Source organism: Rothia nasimurium (assembly GCF_928382285.1).
GTDB lineage: Bacteria > Actinomycetota > Actinomycetes > Actinomycetales > Micrococcaceae > Rothia > Rothia nasimurium_E.
Genome location: NZ_CAKMSS010000004.1, coordinates 1 through 17,297 on the forward strand (window position 1 = coordinate 1; position 17,297 = coordinate 17,297).

General features: G+C 58.2%; 17 protein-coding genes. 7 read left to right on the top strand and 10 right to left on the bottom strand.

The genetic code is table 11. The features are described from left to right. Both L6758_RS05670 and L6758_RS05675 read left to right on the top strand, forming a co-directional pair. On the top strand, positions 1-275 hold a 275-nt coding region (locus tag L6758_RS05670; protein ID WP_237205086.1), incomplete at its 5' end, for a hypothetical protein. 367 nt (positions 276-642) lie between these two features. After that, a complete protein-coding gene (locus L6758_RS05675) occupies positions 643-1,626 on the top strand; it encodes an LLM class flavin-dependent oxidoreductase (protein ID WP_237205087.1) in 984 nt (327 codons plus the stop codon). Between the two features lie 63 nt (positions 1,627-1,689). On the opposite strand, the gene L6758_RS05680 is transcribed toward L6758_RS05675, so the two are convergent. The 6 genes from L6758_RS05680 to L6758_RS05705 form a co-directional block, all read right to left on the bottom strand. Further along, the gene (locus L6758_RS05680; RefSeq protein ID WP_237205088.1) at positions 1,690-2,469 is read right to left on the bottom strand and encodes a LuxR C-terminal-related transcriptional regulator; all 780 of its coding nucleotides are present in this window, start codon (positions 2,467-2,469) and stop codon (positions 1,690-1,692) included. A gap of 35 nt (positions 2,470-2,504) precedes the next feature. Continuing rightward, positions 2,505-3,944, bottom strand: coding sequence for a sensor histidine kinase (locus tag L6758_RS05685; protein ID WP_237205089.1), 1,440 nt, complete (start codon positions 3,942-3,944; stop codon positions 2,505-2,507). 91 nt (positions 3,945-4,035) lie between these two features. After that, complete coding sequence (locus L6758_RS05690) at positions 4,036-4,623, bottom strand: DUF421 domain-containing protein (RefSeq protein ID WP_237212169.1); 588 nt, start codon at positions 4,621-4,623, stop codon at positions 4,036-4,038. 16 nt (positions 4,624-4,639) lie between these two features. After that, positions 4,640-5,497: a uroporphyrinogen-III synthase gene (locus L6758_RS05695; protein WP_237205091.1), complete on the bottom strand. Its 858-nt coding sequence runs from the start codon at positions 5,495-5,497 to the stop codon at positions 4,640-4,642. A gap of 42 nt (positions 5,498-5,539) precedes the next feature. Next, on the bottom strand, positions 5,540-6,232 hold the full coding sequence (locus tag L6758_RS05700) for an Abi family protein (RefSeq protein ID WP_237218611.1): 693 nt from the start codon (positions 6,230-6,232) through the stop codon (positions 5,540-5,542). 110 nt (positions 6,233-6,342) lie between these two features. Then, on the bottom strand, positions 6,343-7,005 hold the full coding sequence (locus tag L6758_RS05705) for a DNA alkylation repair protein (protein ID WP_237205093.1): 663 nt from the start codon (positions 7,003-7,005) through the stop codon (positions 6,343-6,345). A gap of 139 nt (positions 7,006-7,144) precedes the next feature. Between L6758_RS05705 and L6758_RS05710 the strand changes: the two genes are divergently transcribed. Continuing rightward, positions 7,145-7,825, top strand: coding sequence for a TetR/AcrR family transcriptional regulator (locus L6758_RS05710; protein WP_237205094.1), 681 nt, complete (start codon positions 7,145-7,147; stop codon positions 7,823-7,825). A gap of 39 nt (positions 7,826-7,864) precedes the next feature. Here L6758_RS05710 and dnaB read toward each other — a convergent pair whose 3' ends face one another. The 3 genes from dnaB to L6758_RS05725 form a co-directional block, all read right to left on the bottom strand. Then, positions 7,865-11,086 (bottom strand): replicative DNA helicase, encoded by a 3,222-nt coding sequence (gene dnaB, locus L6758_RS05715; RefSeq protein ID WP_237205095.1) that lies wholly within the window; start codon positions 11,084-11,086, stop codon positions 7,865-7,867. A gap of 85 nt (positions 11,087-11,171) precedes the next feature. Next, complete coding sequence (locus tag L6758_RS05720; protein ID WP_237205096.1) at positions 11,172-11,537, bottom strand: hypothetical protein; 366 nt, start codon at positions 11,535-11,537, stop codon at positions 11,172-11,174. Positions 11,538-11,553: 16 nt separating this feature from the next. Further along, positions 11,554-11,883, bottom strand: a complete 330-nt coding sequence (locus L6758_RS05725) for a hypothetical protein (RefSeq protein WP_237205097.1) — start codon at positions 11,881-11,883, stop codon at positions 11,554-11,556. A gap of 148 nt (positions 11,884-12,031) precedes the next feature. Here L6758_RS05725 and L6758_RS05730 point away from each other — a divergent pair, with 148 nt between their 5' ends. After that, positions 12,032-13,009, top strand: a complete 978-nt coding sequence (locus tag L6758_RS05730; RefSeq protein WP_237205098.1) for a siderophore-interacting protein — start codon at positions 12,032-12,034, stop codon at positions 13,007-13,009. A 27-nt stretch (positions 13,010-13,036) separates the two neighbouring features. Here the strand turns inward: L6758_RS05730 and L6758_RS05735 are convergent, their stop codons facing one another. Further along, positions 13,037-14,173, bottom strand: a complete 1,137-nt coding sequence (locus L6758_RS05735) for a glycerate kinase (RefSeq protein WP_237205099.1) — start codon at positions 14,171-14,173, stop codon at positions 13,037-13,039. A gap of 174 nt (positions 14,174-14,347) precedes the next feature. Here L6758_RS05735 and L6758_RS05740 point away from each other — a divergent pair, with 174 nt between their 5' ends. From L6758_RS05740 to L6758_RS11000, 3 genes are all read left to right on the top strand, one after another. Further along, positions 14,348-15,463, top strand: coding sequence for a sensor histidine kinase (locus L6758_RS05740; protein ID WP_237205100.1), 1,116 nt, complete (start codon positions 14,348-14,350; stop codon positions 15,461-15,463). A gap of 5 nt (positions 15,464-15,468) precedes the next feature. Beyond that, complete coding sequence (locus L6758_RS05745; RefSeq protein WP_237205101.1) at positions 15,469-16,134, top strand: response regulator transcription factor; 666 nt, start codon at positions 15,469-15,471, stop codon at positions 16,132-16,134. Between the two features lie 959 nt (positions 16,135-17,093). After that, positions 17,094-17,222 carry a hypothetical protein gene (locus L6758_RS11000; protein WP_272878804.1) on the top strand — a complete coding sequence of 43 codons (129 nt, stop codon included), beginning with the start codon at positions 17,094-17,096 and terminating at the stop codon, positions 17,220-17,222. The last annotated feature ends 75 nt before the right edge of the window (positions 17,223-17,297 follow it).

Here is a 17,297-nt window from a genome sequence, read left to right on the forward strand (position 1 = left end):
ACGATAAGAATGTTATTTATAACATTGGTACGCTATTGAGTTTTCAAGCAACAAACCGCATTCTCAACCCTAGCCAGATGCTGGCCGGTGTTTCGTATCGGTCATTCTCAAGTTTTTGTGTTACCCGCTTGGGCAACTCGTCTAGTCTATCGCGTTTCTTTTCTGTGTGTCAACTCGGTGTTCCGTGTTGTGTCTCACAGTGGCTTTCGGCTGGATTGTTACTTCAAAATCTCACTCGTGCGAGCTGTGATTTCTCGGTTCCGGCCTTGGCCTGAATTCGCTATGTGACTAGGTGTTTTGTCGCTTGGCGGGTTTCCCCTGTGCCGTGGCGACTCGTAATACTCTACGCAGGTTCAAAACACTTCGCAAGTCGAAAATGACCCCAAAAACCACCCACAGGCGTCCGTACACCCATTTTTAGCCCCGCAAAGCACCTCCACCAACAGTATTTCACCTAGTCACAGGCGGTCAGTGAGGCAGGTCTATGGCTCACATCTATGACCCACTACACCTAAAATTCTTTGAAAAACCTTCAAAACTCCCCCAAACTGCCCTCCCTGACCCGTTTTCAAGGAATACTGCACCCCTCTCTGCCCGTTATGCCAGGCATACACAACCCCTATATAGAGAAGGACATTCACCATGCCAGCCCTATCCCTGCTCGACTTTGCCCTCATTTTCCCGGGTGAACGCCCCGCAGACAGCTTCAAACGCTCTGTAGCGCTAGCCCAGCACGCAGAGAAACTCGGCTACGAACGCATCTGGTACGCAGAACACCACAACATGCAGCGCATTGCCTCAGCAGCCCCGGCAGTGCTTATTGCCCACGTTGGTGCACAGACCTCAACCATTCGACTGGGAGCTGGTGGCGTCATGCTGCCCAACCACTCCCCCCTCACCGTGGCAGAACAGTTCGGCACCCTGGCCGAAATGTACCCCGACCGCATCGACCTGGGCCTGGGCCGGGCACCCGGCACCGACATGCGTACCCTCGCCGCCCTGCGCCGGGACCCGCAGGACGCAGAGAACTTCCCCCAGGACGTCCAGGAACTCGCCGGCTACCTGAGCGGGGACACCCGGGTGCCCGGCGTCCACGCCACCCCGGGGGCAGGGACCAATGTGCCCCTCTACATCCTGGGCTCCTCCCTCTTCGGCGCTTCCCTCGCTGGTGCCCTGGGCCTGCCCTATGCCTTTGCCTCCCACTTCGCCCCCACTCACCTGGAACAGGCCATAGCGGTCTACCGCGAGCGCTTCACCCCCTCAGAGCAACTAGAGCAGCCCTACGTGATCGCTGCGGCTAACGTGATTGCCGCCGATACAGAAGAGGACGCCCGCGCCCAGCAGGTGATTGCGCACCGGCAGCGGGTGAAGTCCATGATGCACCTAGATGACCGTGACCTGAGCGACGACGAGCTGGATATGCTGGTCGCTTCACCCCAGGGCCAGCAAATCCTGGACATGCTGCGCTACACCGCGGTAGGCACCTCGGAGCAGGTAGGTGACTACCTCACCCGCTTCGCTGATTCGGTACAGGCCGACGAGCTAATGATTTCTAATCTCTCCCCCAGCACGGAACAGGCCCACCGCGGCCTTGAGGTGCTGGCGCAGGCCATGATTCAGAAGTAGAACAAAGAAAGGTGTAGCAGGCTCGCACTCGCTGCGAGCCTGCTACACCCTTAGTATGGGCAACTACCCCTCTAGGAAGGCCAAGACCGCGCGGACGCGGCGGTTGCCGGTATCGGCGGGTAGGTCGAGCTTGTCGAAGATATTGCCCACGTGCTTGGCGACGGTTGCCGGGGATATGAAAAGTTCAGCTTCGATCTCTGCGTTTGACCGCCCCTGGGCCATGAGCCGCAGGATTTCCAGCTCGCGCGGGGAGAGCCTGGCCAGCTTGCCCCCGGTAGGGTGCACTGCCTGGCCGGGCTGGCGGGCGGACGCTCCCCCGCTGCCCCCTGCCCCGGGGTAGGGAGAGGGGGTGGGGGCGTCCGCACCGGAAGTACCCGCCGGGGTGCCGGGTATCTGCCCGCTAGAGGTGCCGCCGAGAAGGTGCTGGACGACGTCCGGGTCGATGACGGTGCCACCTGCCACCACAGTTTCAAGGGCGCGGGCAAATTCTTCGATGTCTCCCACCCTGTCTTTGAGCAGGTAGCCCAGCCCCGCCGCAGAGCGGGCGAAAAGTTCGCGGGCGTAGGCGGTGGTGATGTACTGGGAGAGCACCACGATGGGCAGGCCGGGGTAGGTCTCGCGCAGCTGTAGGGCGGCTTTGAGGCCGTCAGAGGTGTGGGTGGGAGGCATACGCACATCGGTGATGACGGCATCGACGCCCTCCCCCGCCATTGCTGCTTCAACGGCGGTGAGCAGGGTGGGAGCGTCCTCGGCTTCTGCAAGCACGGAGTGCCCCAGCGCTCCTAGTACCATCGTCAGCCCCTGGCGGAGCAGGGCGGAATCTTCGGCGAGGATAATGCGCATGGGGCACCTTTCGTGACAACGTTTCACGTGAAACGCTACAGGGTTGTTGAGCCCTTGGGTAGGGGCAGGGCGAGGGTCAGGCGGGTGGGGCCACCGGCAGGGGAATCCACCTGCACCGTGCCACCCAGGGCGGCTGCGCGTTCTACCAGGCCGGCGAGGCCGGTGCCGCGGGCGGGGTCAGCGCCGCCGATACCGTTGTCCTCTACCGTAACCACCAGGGACTCCCCCGCTACGAAGGCAGAGAGTGAGACAAACTGGGCCTGGGCGTGCTTGAGGGTATTGGTCAGAGCCTCATTGACGGTGTAGTAGGCGGTGCGTTCAAGGTCGCGCGGCAGGCGGGCAGGAGCATCGTAGGTCAGGTGGACCGGCAGGACGCTATGGCGCACCAGTTCTTCCAGGGCGGCTTTGAGGCCGTGGTCTTCGAGCACTGCCGGGTAGATACCGCGGACGGTGTCGCGCAGGGTCTGCTGGGCGTGGGAGAGCTGGGTGCGGGCCTCGGTGACGTGGTTAAGCAGGGCTGCGGCGCGGGCGTCCTGGGTGTCGGCAGCCAGGTTCTTCGCTTCCATCTCGGCTAGGCCAAGGCGCAGGTTGAGGTTGACCAGTTCCTGCTGGACGCCGTCGTGCAGGTTGCGCTCGATGCGGCGGCGCTCACCCTCGAAGGCGTCGACGATGGTAGCGCGGGAGGCGGTCAGGCGAGCCAGTTCGCGTTCCTGTTCTTCGGGGCGGGAGGACAGGATCAGCTTGGAGAGGCTAGCGCCGGTGGCGGCCAGCAGGCCGTTGACGTAGGCAAAGATGATGAGCAGGACGGGGATAGCGGCCAGGAAGACCCACCAGTACTGGGGAGTAACTTCAAAGATTTGGCCGCTTGCGGGAAGAAGGCCCTGGTTGATGTAGTAGTTCATTTCCCCCTGGGAGTAGAGGAAAAGGTACTGCCAGTCGAGGTAGAGCCTGTTCCCTATACCCAGGTAGTAGGCTACTGCACTGGTGCCGACAAGGGCCATGACCTGCAGGCCGAGTACTGCGCCTGCCAGCCAGCCCCAGAGGGCGGTCAGTGCCAGGGAGCCGACCTCGCGCCAGGTGGCAATTTCTTTGAGGCGGAAGAGAGCTCCCTGCCAGAAGCTGGCGTTGGGGTAGTCGACGTGGCCGTTGGCGATCACCCCGTGGCCGGTCTTTGCCAGGCGCCAGCGCTCATAGACCGCGAACCCGATAGCAGCAAAGGGTAGAACCGCGATACCGATAATGGAGGCGGTCAGGCCGGTCACCAGGGAGGCAACAATGCCCTGGGCTACCAGCACGGCAAACGCGATCCAGGGGCCAGCAGTGAAAATATAGAAGGGGTTAGCCATACGGCGCCACAGGCTCTTGACGGGCTTGGGCTGGCCGGCGGGGTCAGTATCAAAGGACGCCGGTGCTTGGCTCCCTGCCGCAGGGGCGGCAGGCGCGGCGTCGTGCAGGGTGTAATCGGTGCTTGTCATGCTTCTATTCTTTCGCGCCCAGCCCCCGAGCACAGTGGGGCAGTCTCTACTCTTACCTCACCCCCACCCCACCGGCCAGGTAGAGCTAGCTCTACCTCTGGCGTCCTGGCCGCTTCTTCAACACCTTATCGGCACCCACTACCCCGCGCAGCAGCTGCGGATCGATCTCCACGCCCTCACGCACAATCGACAGCTGGCCGGTAGCCTCCAGCACCACGCACTGCACCTGACTCAGCTGCGAAATACCCGCCTTACGCAGCGCCGCATACACCTCTGCCGGCGCCAAATGCGAGCGCTTCAAATGGCGCACCACGAACTTGCCGTGAGCCATAATCACCCGGGGCTTATGGTTGATATGCCGAATACCGGTGACCGACTGCACCGCACCAAAGATACTCTCCAGCAGCATGAGCGTGCCCAGACCCACCATGCCCGACGCCAGCGTCGGCGGGTGCCCAATAATCACACGGCCAGCCACCGCGCCAAACATAATGATGATGACCGCATCAAAACCGTTCCAGCCGCTCAGCACCCGCACCCCAAAGATACGCACCAGCACCAAAAAAGTCAGGTAAATGCCCAGGGCAGAGAGCATCACAATCGGAATACGCCAGGGCTCAATACCCAAATACTCAATCAGAGCAGGGCCCCACCCCTGCGGCGGCTCAAACACAGTCACCAGCCCCTCTCGTCGTCTACCTGCTAGCGGCAAGGGCCGCGGTCAGCTCCTTCACCAGCGCCCCCAGACGGAAACGCTCAGGAGCCACAGGCACAATACCCACCTCTTCAAGAGGCTCAGCCGTCACCGGCCCCACAGCAGCAGCAATAGTCCCCGCTTTAAAAGCCTCAATCACCTGCGGCAACACCCCGCGAGCCGACGCCGCCTCAAACAGGGCAGACACCGCAGGAGCAGCAGTAAACGTCACCGCATCCAGCTCATCACTCACCAGGGCATCAATCAACTCATCCACCAGCTCAGGACGCTCAGGAGCCTCCCACCTATGCGGCACCACAGCCGTCACCCGCGCCCCCGCATCCACCAAACGTCGCTCCTCGGCGGCATCCGGCGACCCGTGCTGCTGAACCACCACATGCAACCCAGCCACACCACGCTCAAGCGCCAAATCCACCAAAGCCGACGTACGCTCCTGCGCCGCCATACCAGCGTCCTCAAACCCCAAACCACGCACCGCACCCCGGCCCTTAGCGCCACGCACCAAAATCGTAGCCCCCGCAAGAGCCTGCCGCAGCTGCTCCTCAAGACCGCGCTCGCGGGCAGAATCAAACCAGCCGTTCAGGCCGTAACCGGTAGTGACCAGCAGGACGTCGGGGTGGTGGGCAAGGATGTGGTCGGTGGCCGCGTGCAGTTCGGTGTCATCTGCCACCGGCACGATGCGGACGGTGGGTGCCACCAGCACGCGCGCACCCTGCCGCTCAAAGGCCGCAACCTGCTCTTGAATACGGCGAGAGGCAGTCACGGCGATGGTCTTACCGGCCAGCAGACCGGCGTCGGGGGCGGCGGACGGGCGGTGTGAAGAAGGTGAGGAAGTCATAACACCAGGGTACCGCCGGGGTATAAATGACAGAAGAATCCCTTATAGAGAGGGACGGTTTTGTAAATACAAGTTCATAGAACTTGTTTGACGCAGATGCTCACTAAGCTCTGGAAGAAGCATGAAGGCGAGCAAACCAATAGCCTGATGGGCCGCAGTAATCTCTTGCAACCTTCTGTTAGTAAATAAAGGCTCGTGGTGCGCTGCACGGTTACGCACACCATTCACAAGAGCAAGAGCCCGGTCTATTTTCTTTCGATCTGTTTTAGAAGGAAAGGCTTCGTGCAGATACGGCACCCATAAAGTTTTCTCTAACGCCGCCGATGTAAGGTGACGCCAAAACCCAAAAGATAACTCAGCAATAATCTGCCCAGGCAGCGGGTCTGATGAACGAGTACGTTTTACTGCTTCGTCGATACTCAAACGGTTACGAGCATTCAGGTCTCTTTGCTGTCCATTCCTTACTCGTATTAGAGGGGTCCTCACAGGTGAGAGAGAGTCAAGTAACCAGTGATCTGAACCAGACCATGCATCAGAAAGCAGACGATCATAAGAATTGCGAAGAGCAACTTCGATATGGGCAACATCGTGCATTATTGCCCCTGCCAGCTGAGTATTCCACTCGTACAGACGCAGAGCTAAACCAAAATCTTCCTGGGCGGCGCTCTTATAGGTTTCCCATCTTTCTGCTGAAAGCCACTGCTCTACCCAATAAGTTTCCTGCATCCTAGGCATCACTCCTCTGTGATATGACAATGCCCCGGCGAGAATACTCCAAAACAAGTTTGAAGTAGCGCTCCACCGGGGCTTCTACGCTCCAGAATATCAGCTAGTTATCTACTTATCTAGAGTCGCTTAGAACCTTCACGCACACTCAAAGGGGCCATGCGGGTACCGTGGCGGGCGATGAAGTCTGCGACCCAGGCGGGGTCGGTCTTGGAATACTCGCGCAGGGACCAGCCAATGGCCTTATTGATGAAGAACTCCCTAGAACCAAAGTTGAGGGTGATGATTTCTTCGAGCAGGGCAGTGTTTGTTTCGGCCTTGCGGGGGCGCTGGTGGTCGATAGCTACGCGGCGCACCCACAGGTTGGCGTCCTGCGCCCAGGCAAGAATGAGGGCGTCATTGGGGTTGCGCCAGAGAATCTCGCCGACCATGGTGTCGAGGCGGTCAACGGTGTCCCACCAGCTTTTCTCTTCGATGAGATCCCGCAACCAGTCAATGTCTTCAGGTTCGAGGTAGCGGCGCAGTGCGTGTAGATAGTCGAGCGCGGCGTACTGGAACTCCCGTTCCGGAGCCTGCCAGCAGGCCTCAACGAAGCTGCGGTCTATGCCCTGAGCCTTCGCTTCTACCCGGGCCTCTGCCAGCAGGGGTTTGATGAGTTCCCGGCGCTGCGGGGTTTTAATTCCCAGGAAGGGGAATTGATTGCGCATGTAGGCAGCCATGGGGGCGGCGTTGGCGGGATCGGACGCCGCAACCAGGGTTTCATGCAGGGCAGAGAAGTTCATGGGGCTCTTTCAGGTGGTGAGTTAGCGGGGTTCGCGAACGAGTCTTTTAGTCCACCCTACATAATTCAACAGGTGGGGATATTATTCTACGCTTGATGAATTTTATCTACGAGTGGGGAATTCTGGGTAGACTGGGCATATGGCAGCTCAGCACTCTACTACTTCCGGCTCGCCCCGCGGACGACGCAGCGGCGGCACCCGCTCCCGCGACGACATTTTGCGGGCAGCAACCAATCTCTTTGCTGAACACGGGTTCGAGGGTACTTCTGTACGGGCTATCGCTGCGCAGGCCAAGGTTGACCCCGCCCTCATTCGACATTTCTTTGGGTCAAAAGAAGCACTCTTTACAACCCTGCTCAATGAGGTGATGGAACTTTCAACCAGTCAGGCCACAACACTCAGCAGCGGCGACCGGGCTACCGATCTTGTCGCGACCTACCTGCACCTGTGGGAATCACCCGAGACAGGGCCGCTGCTTATAGGTCTAGTTCGTTCGGCTCTTGCGTCAGCCACGGGGGCACCCGCCATCAAGGAAGCTCTGGCGCAGCACCTTACCCAAAGCTGTGCCGACCCGCTGAAGCTTAGCCTGGATGAGGCGTCCGCGGAGCTCCTCAGCACCCACCTGTTAGGGGTAGCGGTAGGACGCTACCTTCTGGGGCTCCCCCATCTTGCCGCGCTCAGCACCGATGAACTGGTTGAACGCACCGCACCGGCAGTTCGGAGCTATCTTGAGGGGAATTCTCTCTCCCGTAAGACCCGGCCCGCGCCGAAAAAGAAGAACCCCCAGGAGCAGCTGTCGCTGTTTGACGGCCTCTTCTAAGGAGAGGGCCGACTCCTGGGGGCTTCTGTCAGGCTGGGGTTAGAAGGTCTCGGTGCCAGTGTAAGAGTCGTGCACCATGTTGGCAAAGCGCGAGTAGTGCCCCTGGAAGGCGACCGCGATAGTCTTGGTGGGGCCGTTACGGTGCTTAGCGACGATGACGTCCGCCTCGCCTGCGCGGGTTGATTCCTTCTCGTAGTAATCCTCGCGGTGCAAGAGAATGACCATGTCAGCGTCCTGTTCAATAGAGTTATGAACGGTGATGCCGTTGGCGATGAAGTTGTGGTTCCCTAGCACAGTGGCGTCAAAAACCTCTTCTTCCCCCTCGTACTCGATAGAAGTGACGGTGTCCCAGAAAAGGTCATTGACCGCAAGCATGTCGAGCTCAGCGGCATCAAGGACGCTAGCTACCTGAGTCAGCACAGGAGCACTCGTTCGTACGCCAGCAGATGTAAGAGCATCAGCTACTCGAGTAGGCTCACGCAGAACATCACCTACCTGCCCCCAAACCTGCTCATTCCTGCCCAGCGGAACACCGGCGTCCGGAATCTCGATGTCTTGAATCTCAAAGCTAAACCGGACTAAATCATCATGCTCAGCCACAGACAGAGAACCATCTTCAACGACCGTTGAAATACCAAAACGTAGAAGCAGAAGGCTTGCCCGCTCAGCAACCGGTCGAGGCAGGTTCACCGTAACCGATGAATCTACAGTCTGCACGTCTAAGAACACTGTGCGCAGGAAAAGGCGAATCTGCTCTTTCGGTAAGGAAAATACCTCAGAGGGAACACCCAGCACAGGTGCTGTAGAAGCAGCTTCGATGACCTGCTCGTCGCTCCAGTGCGTCCGGGCAGACGGCCCGTTGACGTGGCGGGGTACGCCCAAACGATCCCCCACTGCAAGCTCACCCAGGCCCTTCCAGCCTGTGTACGTAAAGAAGGGGTGATTGGCGGTAGCGCGCAGGGTCTTACCCGAAGCTAGCGTTAGACGATACACAGGTTTCACGCCCGTAGAAAAGACGTGAGTCAGGTGCCGCTCCACGAAACGCATGTCGTCCCCCAGGGACCATACCGGGACGTCCTGAGCACCCTGCTCAAAAAGCTCGCCCATCGTTGTTTCAGCTCCCGTATCAGAGCGAAGCACACGAGTATCAGCAGTCAGACAGCCCGACTCGCGAAGGTCCGACACCTGTGGCTTCTTATCGGTACGCTGCTCAGAGCCACGGTTCAGCTGCGAGAGGGCAATCAGAGGCACTTCGAGCTCCTTAGCCATCAGCTTGAGGGCACGCGAGAACTCCGAAACTTCCTGCTGGCGCGACTCAACCTTCTTACCCGAGCTCATCAGCTGCAGGTAGTCCAGAACAATCAGCTTGAGGTTATTCTTCTGCTTCAGGCGGCGGGCCTTAGCGCGAATCTCCATCAGGGTCATGTTGGGTGAATCGTCAATAAAGAGCGGAGCTGAATCCATCTTGCCCATGGCGGTAGCAATCTTGGCCCACTGATCATCGTCCAGCTTGCCCTTACGCAAATCAGACAGATTAATGCCAGCCTCAGCCGACAGAATCTTCATAGCGATTTCGTTGCGGCCCATTTCCAGGGAGAAGAACACCGTGGTCATACCGTGCTTAATGGCAGCAGAGCGGGCGATGTCTAGGGCAAACGTAGAATTATGGGTGGGCACAAAAGCGCGAGAAGCCAAGAAAAGATGCTGCTCATTATCCACCTCAATACAGCGCACCGGTACAGAATCAACAGGCTCCACAGCAACAATGTAGCGAGAGCTCCGCTTAGCGGTCGGACGGGCATCGCGGTCACGGTGCATCTGATTCTTGCGAGATAGAGCAAAAACAGAATCAGAGGAAGAGAAAGTCAGTTTGTAGGCCGTCGACGTAGCCTCGCTACTGCCCTTGACCTTTTTCGTTACCATACCTGTGCGGTACCCCAAAGAAAGCGCCAGCTCCTGGGTATCGTATGCCAACTGGCGGTTCGTAACCGTGAACTGAATACACCCGGCATTTGTAACGGTGCCGTCGCTATCGAGCAGACCTGCCAGCAAAGCTCGGCGCTGCGCTTCAGAGGCCCGTAGGTACTGCATAGGAATGTGCTTATTATTCAGAACGCCCAGGGTACGTAGGCTCTTAGCACTCGGAGCCAAGGCTGTTGAGTCATCACCCAACCAAATCCCCAGGGTGTAGGGGGCGACTAGTAGGTCAGCTTCGGGCAGCTGGAGCGGGCGGGCGTTGGTAATAGAGTGGTTGGCTCGACGGTCAGCCGTCACACAGCGAACCGTCTCACGAATCTCAGCGGTGGTGCGCACCTGCGCGCCCACAGACGTCCGCACACGCCCCCCACCTGAACCCGCCAGAGCTGATGAGCGTGCCCGACGGGACGCGCGGGTTTCTGTGAGCCACTGGTGCTCGGCGTCCGCAATGATTTCGGTTCCGTCATCAAAAATGACCTTGAAACAGGGACGCCCGGTCATCACGTCGGTAGCGTTCGTGACGGTCGTGGGGTGCCCGTCTGCGCCCAGAACGGTGTCGCCCACGCGGATATCGCCCATGGTGGTCCAGCCTGTGGGGGTAGGGATAGGGGTGTCAAGGGCAAGCGCTTTACCCATCGCCGGACGCGCCGCGATTACGATCATCTGGCCAGCCTGCAGGCCGGCGGTGAGCTCGTCGAACTCGATGAAGCCGGTGGGCACGCCGTGAATGCCGCCGTCGCGGGAGCCGTTGGCCTCAATCTCTTCGACCGTGCTGTTCATGGCCTCAGAGAGGGGAACGTAGTCTTCCTTGGTGTTGTTGGCAGAAACCCCGTAAATCTCGGCCTGGGCGGCGTTGACCAGGGCTTCTGCCTCGCCGTCGCCGGAGTAGCCCAGCTGCACAATCTTGGTGCCAGCCTCCACCAGGCGGCGGAGCATGGCGCGTTCAGCCACAATTTCGGCGTAGAAACCGGCGTTAGCAGCGGTGGGGACGCCCGCGATCAGGGAGTGTAGGTAGGCTGCCCCGCCCACGCGGTTCAGTTCGCCGCGCTTGGTTAGCTCATCAGCCACCGTAATGGCGTCCGCCGGCTCGCCGTGCCCGTAGAGGTGGATAATGGCCTCATAGATCATTTCGTGGGCGGGCTTGTAAAAGTCAGCGCCGCCGCCGATGACCTCAACGACGTCGGCGATGGCGTCCTTGGAGAGCATCATGCCGCCCAGTACCGACTGCTCGGCAGTGTCGTCGTGCGGCGGTGTACGGACGAACTCAGACTGGCTCTCAGACAAGGCGGCCCCCTCGGTAGTGAAGAATATGGTGAGCTTCTATCATCTCACCTGCGAGCGCTCCCGGCGATATCGCTTCGCTGTGAGACTAGATGCTGGTGAGGTAGTAGTAGACGGCAAAGAGGGCATAGAGCAGTACCAGGGTGGGGGCGGTGGCTGCTGCGATAAGGCGGGGTATGGAGGGGGCGCGGCGTAGGACTGCAAGGAGGCAGAAGTAGCCGGGGGCCAGAGCCACAATGGCAAGAAGGATATTGGCGCTAAAGGGGTCGTAACTGTAGGCTACCCACTCTTTGGCGACGGGCACTCCCAGGAGGCCGAGGGGAACAGCGAGCAGGTGCGCTACGGGGGTCAGGAGGAGAACGACACCGATGATAGTAAGGGTAGTAGCCGCTCCTGTGGATCGGGGGTCGGTGGTGTGAAAACCGGTGACGTGGGGTTGGGTGCTGTCTGACATTGTGTTCTCCTGGGGGTTAGAAGGTGGGGCTCTGGGCGATAAGTGCCCCTACCCAGAAAATAAGAAGAGCGCTAACTATCAGTGAGATGGGCAGCCATAGGGCGGTGCGTAGCACCTGCCCGGCTTGGCCTCTGTAGACTGCGACCAAACCGAGGATAAGCCCTAGGTTGAAAACAATGATGCCGCCGCCGAAAGCAGCAGGGAGAAGGTTGAATAAAACCCAGGAAGGTTCGGAGTAGGTCAGCCCAGCGATAAAGGCAGCAGGGGCAAGCCCAATTCCGCCCCAGATCAGTAGTCCTGCTGCTCGGTTGAGGGCGGGGGTGCCGGGGGTAGGGGAAAGAGTCATAGCTACTTCCTTTGGTATTCACAGCGACGGTGATGTGATGGGCTTAACTTTATCTCGGTAGCATGGGTTCTAGCTAGAGTACTTAAGTACTAGAGATTGAGCTGGCCAGCGCCAAAAGGGGCTGGTCGTAGCCAGAGAAAGGACGCCGGTGGGCAGCACAAAGAGCAAGGGCAAGGACGCCAAGGAGCAGCTCAAGGGCCTCAAGGCCGAGGTGAAGTACCTAAAGAAGGGGCAGAAGCAGCTGCTCAAGCGGGTGGAGAAGCTGGAAAAGGCGCTCGCCGCCGGGCAGGGGTCGGCGCTCGCGACCTCCCCTGTGCAGAACCCAACCCGCGCCTCAGATGCCGGGGGCAGCCGGGGCGGGGCGGGGGCGTCCTACCCGCAGCCGATGAAGTCGGGCAAGTACCGGGGCGGCTACTCCCACTACCGGGTGACCGAGGTGGGGCAGCTGACGCCCACCGTCATGCGGGTGGTTGCCGAACCTGCTGACGGCAAGCGGGTTGAGGCTCAGGGGCTGGTGGGTGAGTACGTCTACCTGGTGACCGGCAAGAAGGGGGAGGTACTGCCCGCACCGACCTTTGAGAAGGGCAAGGCGCGATGGAGTCAGCCAACCACCACCGCCAAGTACACGGTCAGGAACTTTGACGAGCGCACCGGGGCGCTGGAAATCAACATCATGCTGCACGAGTACGGGGCTGGGACGACCTGGGCCCGCACCGTTGCTGTGGGCGATAGCGCGCATTTTCTGGGGGCGAAGTCGGGGCACTCCATCAGCAAGGACTACGACTTTTACCTGCTAGCCGGGGACGAAAGTGGCCTACCCGGTATGGCCCGCTGGATCGAGAGCCTGCCCGCGAGCGCCCGGGGTGTGGCCGTGATTGAGGTGCCCGGAGAGGCGTCACAGCAGGTGATTGCTGCTCCTGAGAATTTTGAGGTGGTCTGGGTGGATTCTGCCCGGCGCGGGGCATTGGCTGAGGCTGTGATGGGCTACCCCCTGCCGGAGGGGTCGGTGTGTACCTGGTTGGCCGGTGAGTCCGGGTCTATTCATCCCGTGCGTATCTGGGCGCGGCGGGAGTTGGGCGTACCCAAGGGGCACGGCTATGCCAAGGGGTATTGGAAGAAGAAGTAGCCTCCCGCCACGGCAGGGGGGAAGGGTCTAGCGCAGGTGGGTGCTGGCGATAGTGGCTGCTAGTTCGTGGAGGTAAGGACGCGGGTTGGCCAGGGATTCTTCCAGGGTAGCGTGGGTGTCACCCACGACCGAGTAGACGGCGGTAAACCCGGCGGCACGGGCCTGGTCGGAGGATAGTTCGCTGATTCCGCAGACGGCAATGACTGGCAGGTTGCGGGCGGAGGCTTCTGCCGCGACCCCTGCCGGGCCCTTGCCCTGCAGGGTTTGTTCGTCGAACTTTCCCTCGCCAGTGATGACGATATCTGCCTGCTCAAGTGCCCGGTGGAAGCCGGTGAGCTCAAAACAGACCTCCACGCCGGGGCGCATGGTGGCCCCGAGTACCGACAGGCAGGCAAAACCCAGACCACCGGCAGCACCTGCACCGGGGGCGGTAGCGAATGTTCCACGTGAAACATTGAGGGCTTCTTCTACCGCATCGGCTAGTTTTTGCAGGTTCTGGTCAAGTTGGGGAACCTGCTCTTCGACAGCCCCCTTCTGGGGCCCGTAGACCACAGCGGCACCAGAGGGGCCGCACAGCGGGTTGGTCACATCGCTAGCCATGATAATTTCTACCCCGGCCAGACGCTCATCGAGCCCGGTCAGATCAACTGAAGCCAGCTGCCCCAGCGCCCCGCCTCCAGGGGCAAGCTCACGCCCCGCAGCGTCCTGAAGTTTCACACCGAGCGCCTGCATGAGACCCGCTCCCCCATCGGTACTGGCCGACCCGCCCAGGCCAACCACGAGCGTCCGCGCACCCGCGCCCACCGCGTGCAGAATCAGCTCACCGGCGCCGAAGGAAGTGGCCCGCCAGGTATCCAGCTGGTCTTCGCGCAGGCGGGCAATGCCGCCCGCTTCGGCAATTTCAAGGACGGCCGTGCGTTCAGCCTGCGAGTAGGCGTAGCGGGCGGTCACCGGCTGACCAGCAAAGGGGCCCGTGACGGTGCAGGTGACCTCACTGTAGCCGGCGGCCAGGGCGGCATCTACGGTGCCGTCGCCGCCGTCCGCTATGGGGCAGGTGATGACCTCGCACCCGCCAGCCTCCTCTAGCCCGGCGGCGAGCGCCTCGGTGAGCTGCGCGCCGGTGAGCGTGCCCTTGAACTTATCGACAGCGAGTAAAACCTTCATGGGTCTATTATGAGGCTGCATTAGGCGCATCCGCTGAACATCCCTGCTTTTACCGTATGTCCCATTCTGGGCGGCACTTTCAGCACAAGGGGGATGTTTGCTTCAATCACGACAGTACAAGCAATATTCTCTGCACTAGACTATGAAGTATTCGGCGTCACAAGGAGGTAGCCCATGCAGAGAGTTCTTCAGCTCAAGCACCGGCCCCTCCCCCGGCATCTCGCCTTTCTTTTAGCAAGCCTCATAGTCTACGCCTCTGTAGTTTCTACAGTGCATCTGATTCACAGCGATACATCCATGATGTTCCCTGCAGGCATCATAATCTTAGGCGCACTACTGGTTTTGCTTTTAGCCCTACGACAACAAACAGCTCTGTGGTGTTATTGGGCTCTCTCCACGGCATCACTTGCGCCAAGCACCATAGGGAACATCTGGCTCCCTCTCGCACTTTTCCTTCTGCTGCCCTTTCTCGTATTTGCAGCTGCAGGGTGGCAAAACGCCCTCAACCTAGTATTTCTTCTAGCCACACTCTGGTACGAGACTAAAGACGCAACACTTCTACAGGCGTCAATCTACATACTCCTCATTATCTCTTTCACCTATGTCCTACCTCTTGCTTTACGTCTCGCACGAGAAACAGCAGAAGCCCGCCTAGAATCTTTGAGGCAGCAGCAGCTACTGCAAGCTCAAATCCAAGAAGAACTGGCACAGGAACTTCACGATGTTATTGCCCGAGAAATCAGCACTATCATCATCAAAGCTGCGGGGTCTTCTACTCAAGATGCACAGGGCACTCTTCAAGACTGTGAAAGGCATGCCCGACTTGCCCTCGACGAGCTCCGCCGCCTTGTAGGGACTTTAAGAACCCAAAAAGATATCGGCAACCAACCCCTTTTATCTTCCGCTGAGGCAGACCCTGAAAGTTCGTTCGCTGATGCTGTTGAGCTTCTATCGGAAGAGGGATTTATTGTTAACTCCCGGGTTACCGGCGACTTATCAGCCCTACCGCCGGGTATAGCCCCCACTTTTGTGAAAATAATTGATGAACTGTCATTCAACACCCTGAAATATGCCCCTGCCCGAGAGACGGTGATTTTGCATGTCGCTTTGGAGAACGGTATGTGCGAACTCAGCACACGCAACCGCTATACCGTCGAAAAATTCACGGGCACAGGTCACGGTCTACTCAGCATTCAAGAAAGAGTCATTACACTCGGGGGAACAATTGAGTACGGCCGCAAGGGCGACTACTGGAATGTAGATATAAAAATTCCCTTAGAAAAGAGGTAGCCGGAGTGGAGCAAGAGAGTTTCAGAGTTGTCATTGCTGATGACAACGTCATTATGCGAGAAGGTATAGCCTCTATTGTCCGACAGAGGCAAGGCTTTCAGGTAGTGGGGCTTGCCGCCGACGGCCTTGAAGCGGTTAACCTAGCTCTAAAACTCAAGCCTGATGTATTACTTATGGACCTGCAAATGCCCCGTATGAACGGGGTTCAAGCAACTCAGAAGGTTCTAGAACTTCTACCAGCAACCAAGGTTGTAGCTCTAACAACGTTCTCCACACCTAGTTACGTTAGTGCAGCCCTAACGGCCGGTGTGCACGGGTATCTCACCAAGGACTCACTCCCTGATGAAATTGAGCATGCCATAAAGGCTGCATGCCGAGGACAGGCAGTGATCACCCAGCGAGCCTTAGAAGCACTCAACTCTGTCATGGGTCGACCTGAGCCCCCAGCTGGCGCTTCTTGGGGGCTCCTCACCGAGGGAGAGCAACGCATTGTGTGGGCAGTCTGCCAGGGGTGGAGTAATCGTGAAATTAGCTCCTATTTCACGGTGACAGAGTCAGCAGTAAAAGCCCTTCTCACTCGGGCCATGCGAAAGGTTGGAGTAACTAGTAGGTTGCAGCTCGCAGTAGAAGCAGGACGGCAAAACTTTCCCCTGGATTACAAACAGTGGTGAATTTTCAAAAGTTCGTCATATAAATATACACTTAAGTCTACATTCAATAGACTTAAGTCTATATTTGGGGAAATAACATTGCCACACCCCAACTCCATCTCATAAAATTTTTTTAGAAGTCATAAAATATTAATTTATATTTGGAGTTTGAAATGTCACCAGAAAGTCTAGGTTTAATTCTTTTTCTTATAGTAGCGATTCTTTTTATATCAATCGGAATTCTTGCATGGTGCTTTATTAGCCAGATCAGAAAGAACAATGTACAGATAAAATATTTCAAGAACCAGCCACCCATCAACCCTGAGACCTCCAGTAGTCATAAACAACTTCCTACCCCTAATAGATAAATAGACTACAACCAAGGGGCTTGTTCAAAATCTGAGGAGTGAGGCAAGCTCACAGTGAGCGCAGGGCGTAATCTTTCTGAGACCAACTTACTACATAAATAATCTTGCTTATTAAAACAGAGGTTGATAAAGCATCTTGCACCACATATGAAAAGTTGAGGAGTTTCGAGTTAATCACGACTGCACAACGACTGTTCTTGAGTCAGGAACCATTATTTACCCTGACACCAACAGAGTAGGTTGGTACTACTGGGAAAAATAGCCTTGAAAACGTTTAAGCCCTTGCCCTCGGTTCTATTAGCTAGTTGCCTGTTGCTTGCTGCTTGTTCAGATAGTAACAGCGCTCAAAGCACGCCCACCCCCAGCCAAACAACACATCATACATCTACCCCATCTGCCAGCGTCACCCCACCCCTTCCATCAGATGAAGCAGCAACACGTATCACCTTTGACTCTGAAACAATTGAGGGGCAACCTGGCGTTGCTGTCGAAGGTGTGGACTATTACCTCATCGCTTGGTGCTCTGACCATGGGGGCTTCTCAGCAGAAGTATGGGACGCTCAGGGGTTCATCATGTCGCAGGTTCTACCCTGCCTACCTCAACAAACTACCATGGCTACAGCTTTAACCGGCCGAGGTCAGGAAATCTGGATTGAACTCAAAGGCGTATCAGGCGAGTACCTCAGCCAAGGGTTCGTAGAGATAGCCCCTATGCCAACTCCTACCCCTGCCGACCAGTAACTTGATATGTGCTCATGCTGGATGAGGGGATTCGGCGATTGCTTGGGATATTTAAGCAGAGTGACAAAATATCGT

Coding starts and splice junctions, on each gene's coding strand:
- L6758_RS05675 (WP_237205087.1), top strand. CDS start 643: ATGCCAGCCCTATCCCTGCTCGACTTTGCCCTCATTTTCCCGGGTGAA.
- L6758_RS05680 (WP_237205088.1), bottom strand. CDS start 2,469: ATGCGCATTATCCTCGCCGAAGATTCCGCCCTGCTCCGCCAGGGGCTG.
- L6758_RS05685 (WP_237205089.1), bottom strand. CDS start 3,944: ATGACAAGCACCGATTACACCCTGCACGACGCCGCGCCTGCCGCCCCT.
- L6758_RS05695 (WP_237205091.1), bottom strand. CDS start 5,497: ATGACTTCCTCACCTTCTTCACACCGCCCGTCCGCCGCCCCCGACGCC.
- L6758_RS05700 (WP_237218611.1), bottom strand. CDS start 6,232: ATGCCTAGGATGCAGGAAACTTATTGGGTAGAGCAGTGGCTTTCAGCA.
- L6758_RS05705 (WP_237205093.1), bottom strand. CDS start 7,005: ATGAACTTCTCTGCCCTGCATGAAACCCTGGTTGCGGCGTCCGATCCC.
- L6758_RS05710 (WP_237205094.1), top strand. CDS start 7,145: ATGGCAGCTCAGCACTCTACTACTTCCGGCTCGCCCCGCGGACGACGC.
- L6758_RS05720 (WP_237205096.1), bottom strand. CDS start 11,537: ATGTCAGACAGCACCCAACCCCACGTCACCGGTTTTCACACCACCGAC.
- L6758_RS05725 (WP_237205097.1), bottom strand. CDS start 11,883: ATGACTCTTTCCCCTACCCCCGGCACCCCCGCCCTCAACCGAGCAGCA.
- L6758_RS05735 (WP_237205099.1), bottom strand. CDS start 14,173: ATGAAGGTTTTACTCGCTGTCGATAAGTTCAAGGGCACGCTCACCGGC.
- L6758_RS05740 (WP_237205100.1), top strand. CDS start 14,348: ATGCAGAGAGTTCTTCAGCTCAAGCACCGGCCCCTCCCCCGGCATCTC.
- L6758_RS11000 (WP_272878804.1), top strand. CDS start 17,094: ATGGCTACAGCTTTAACCGGCCGAGGTCAGGAAATCTGGATTGAACTC.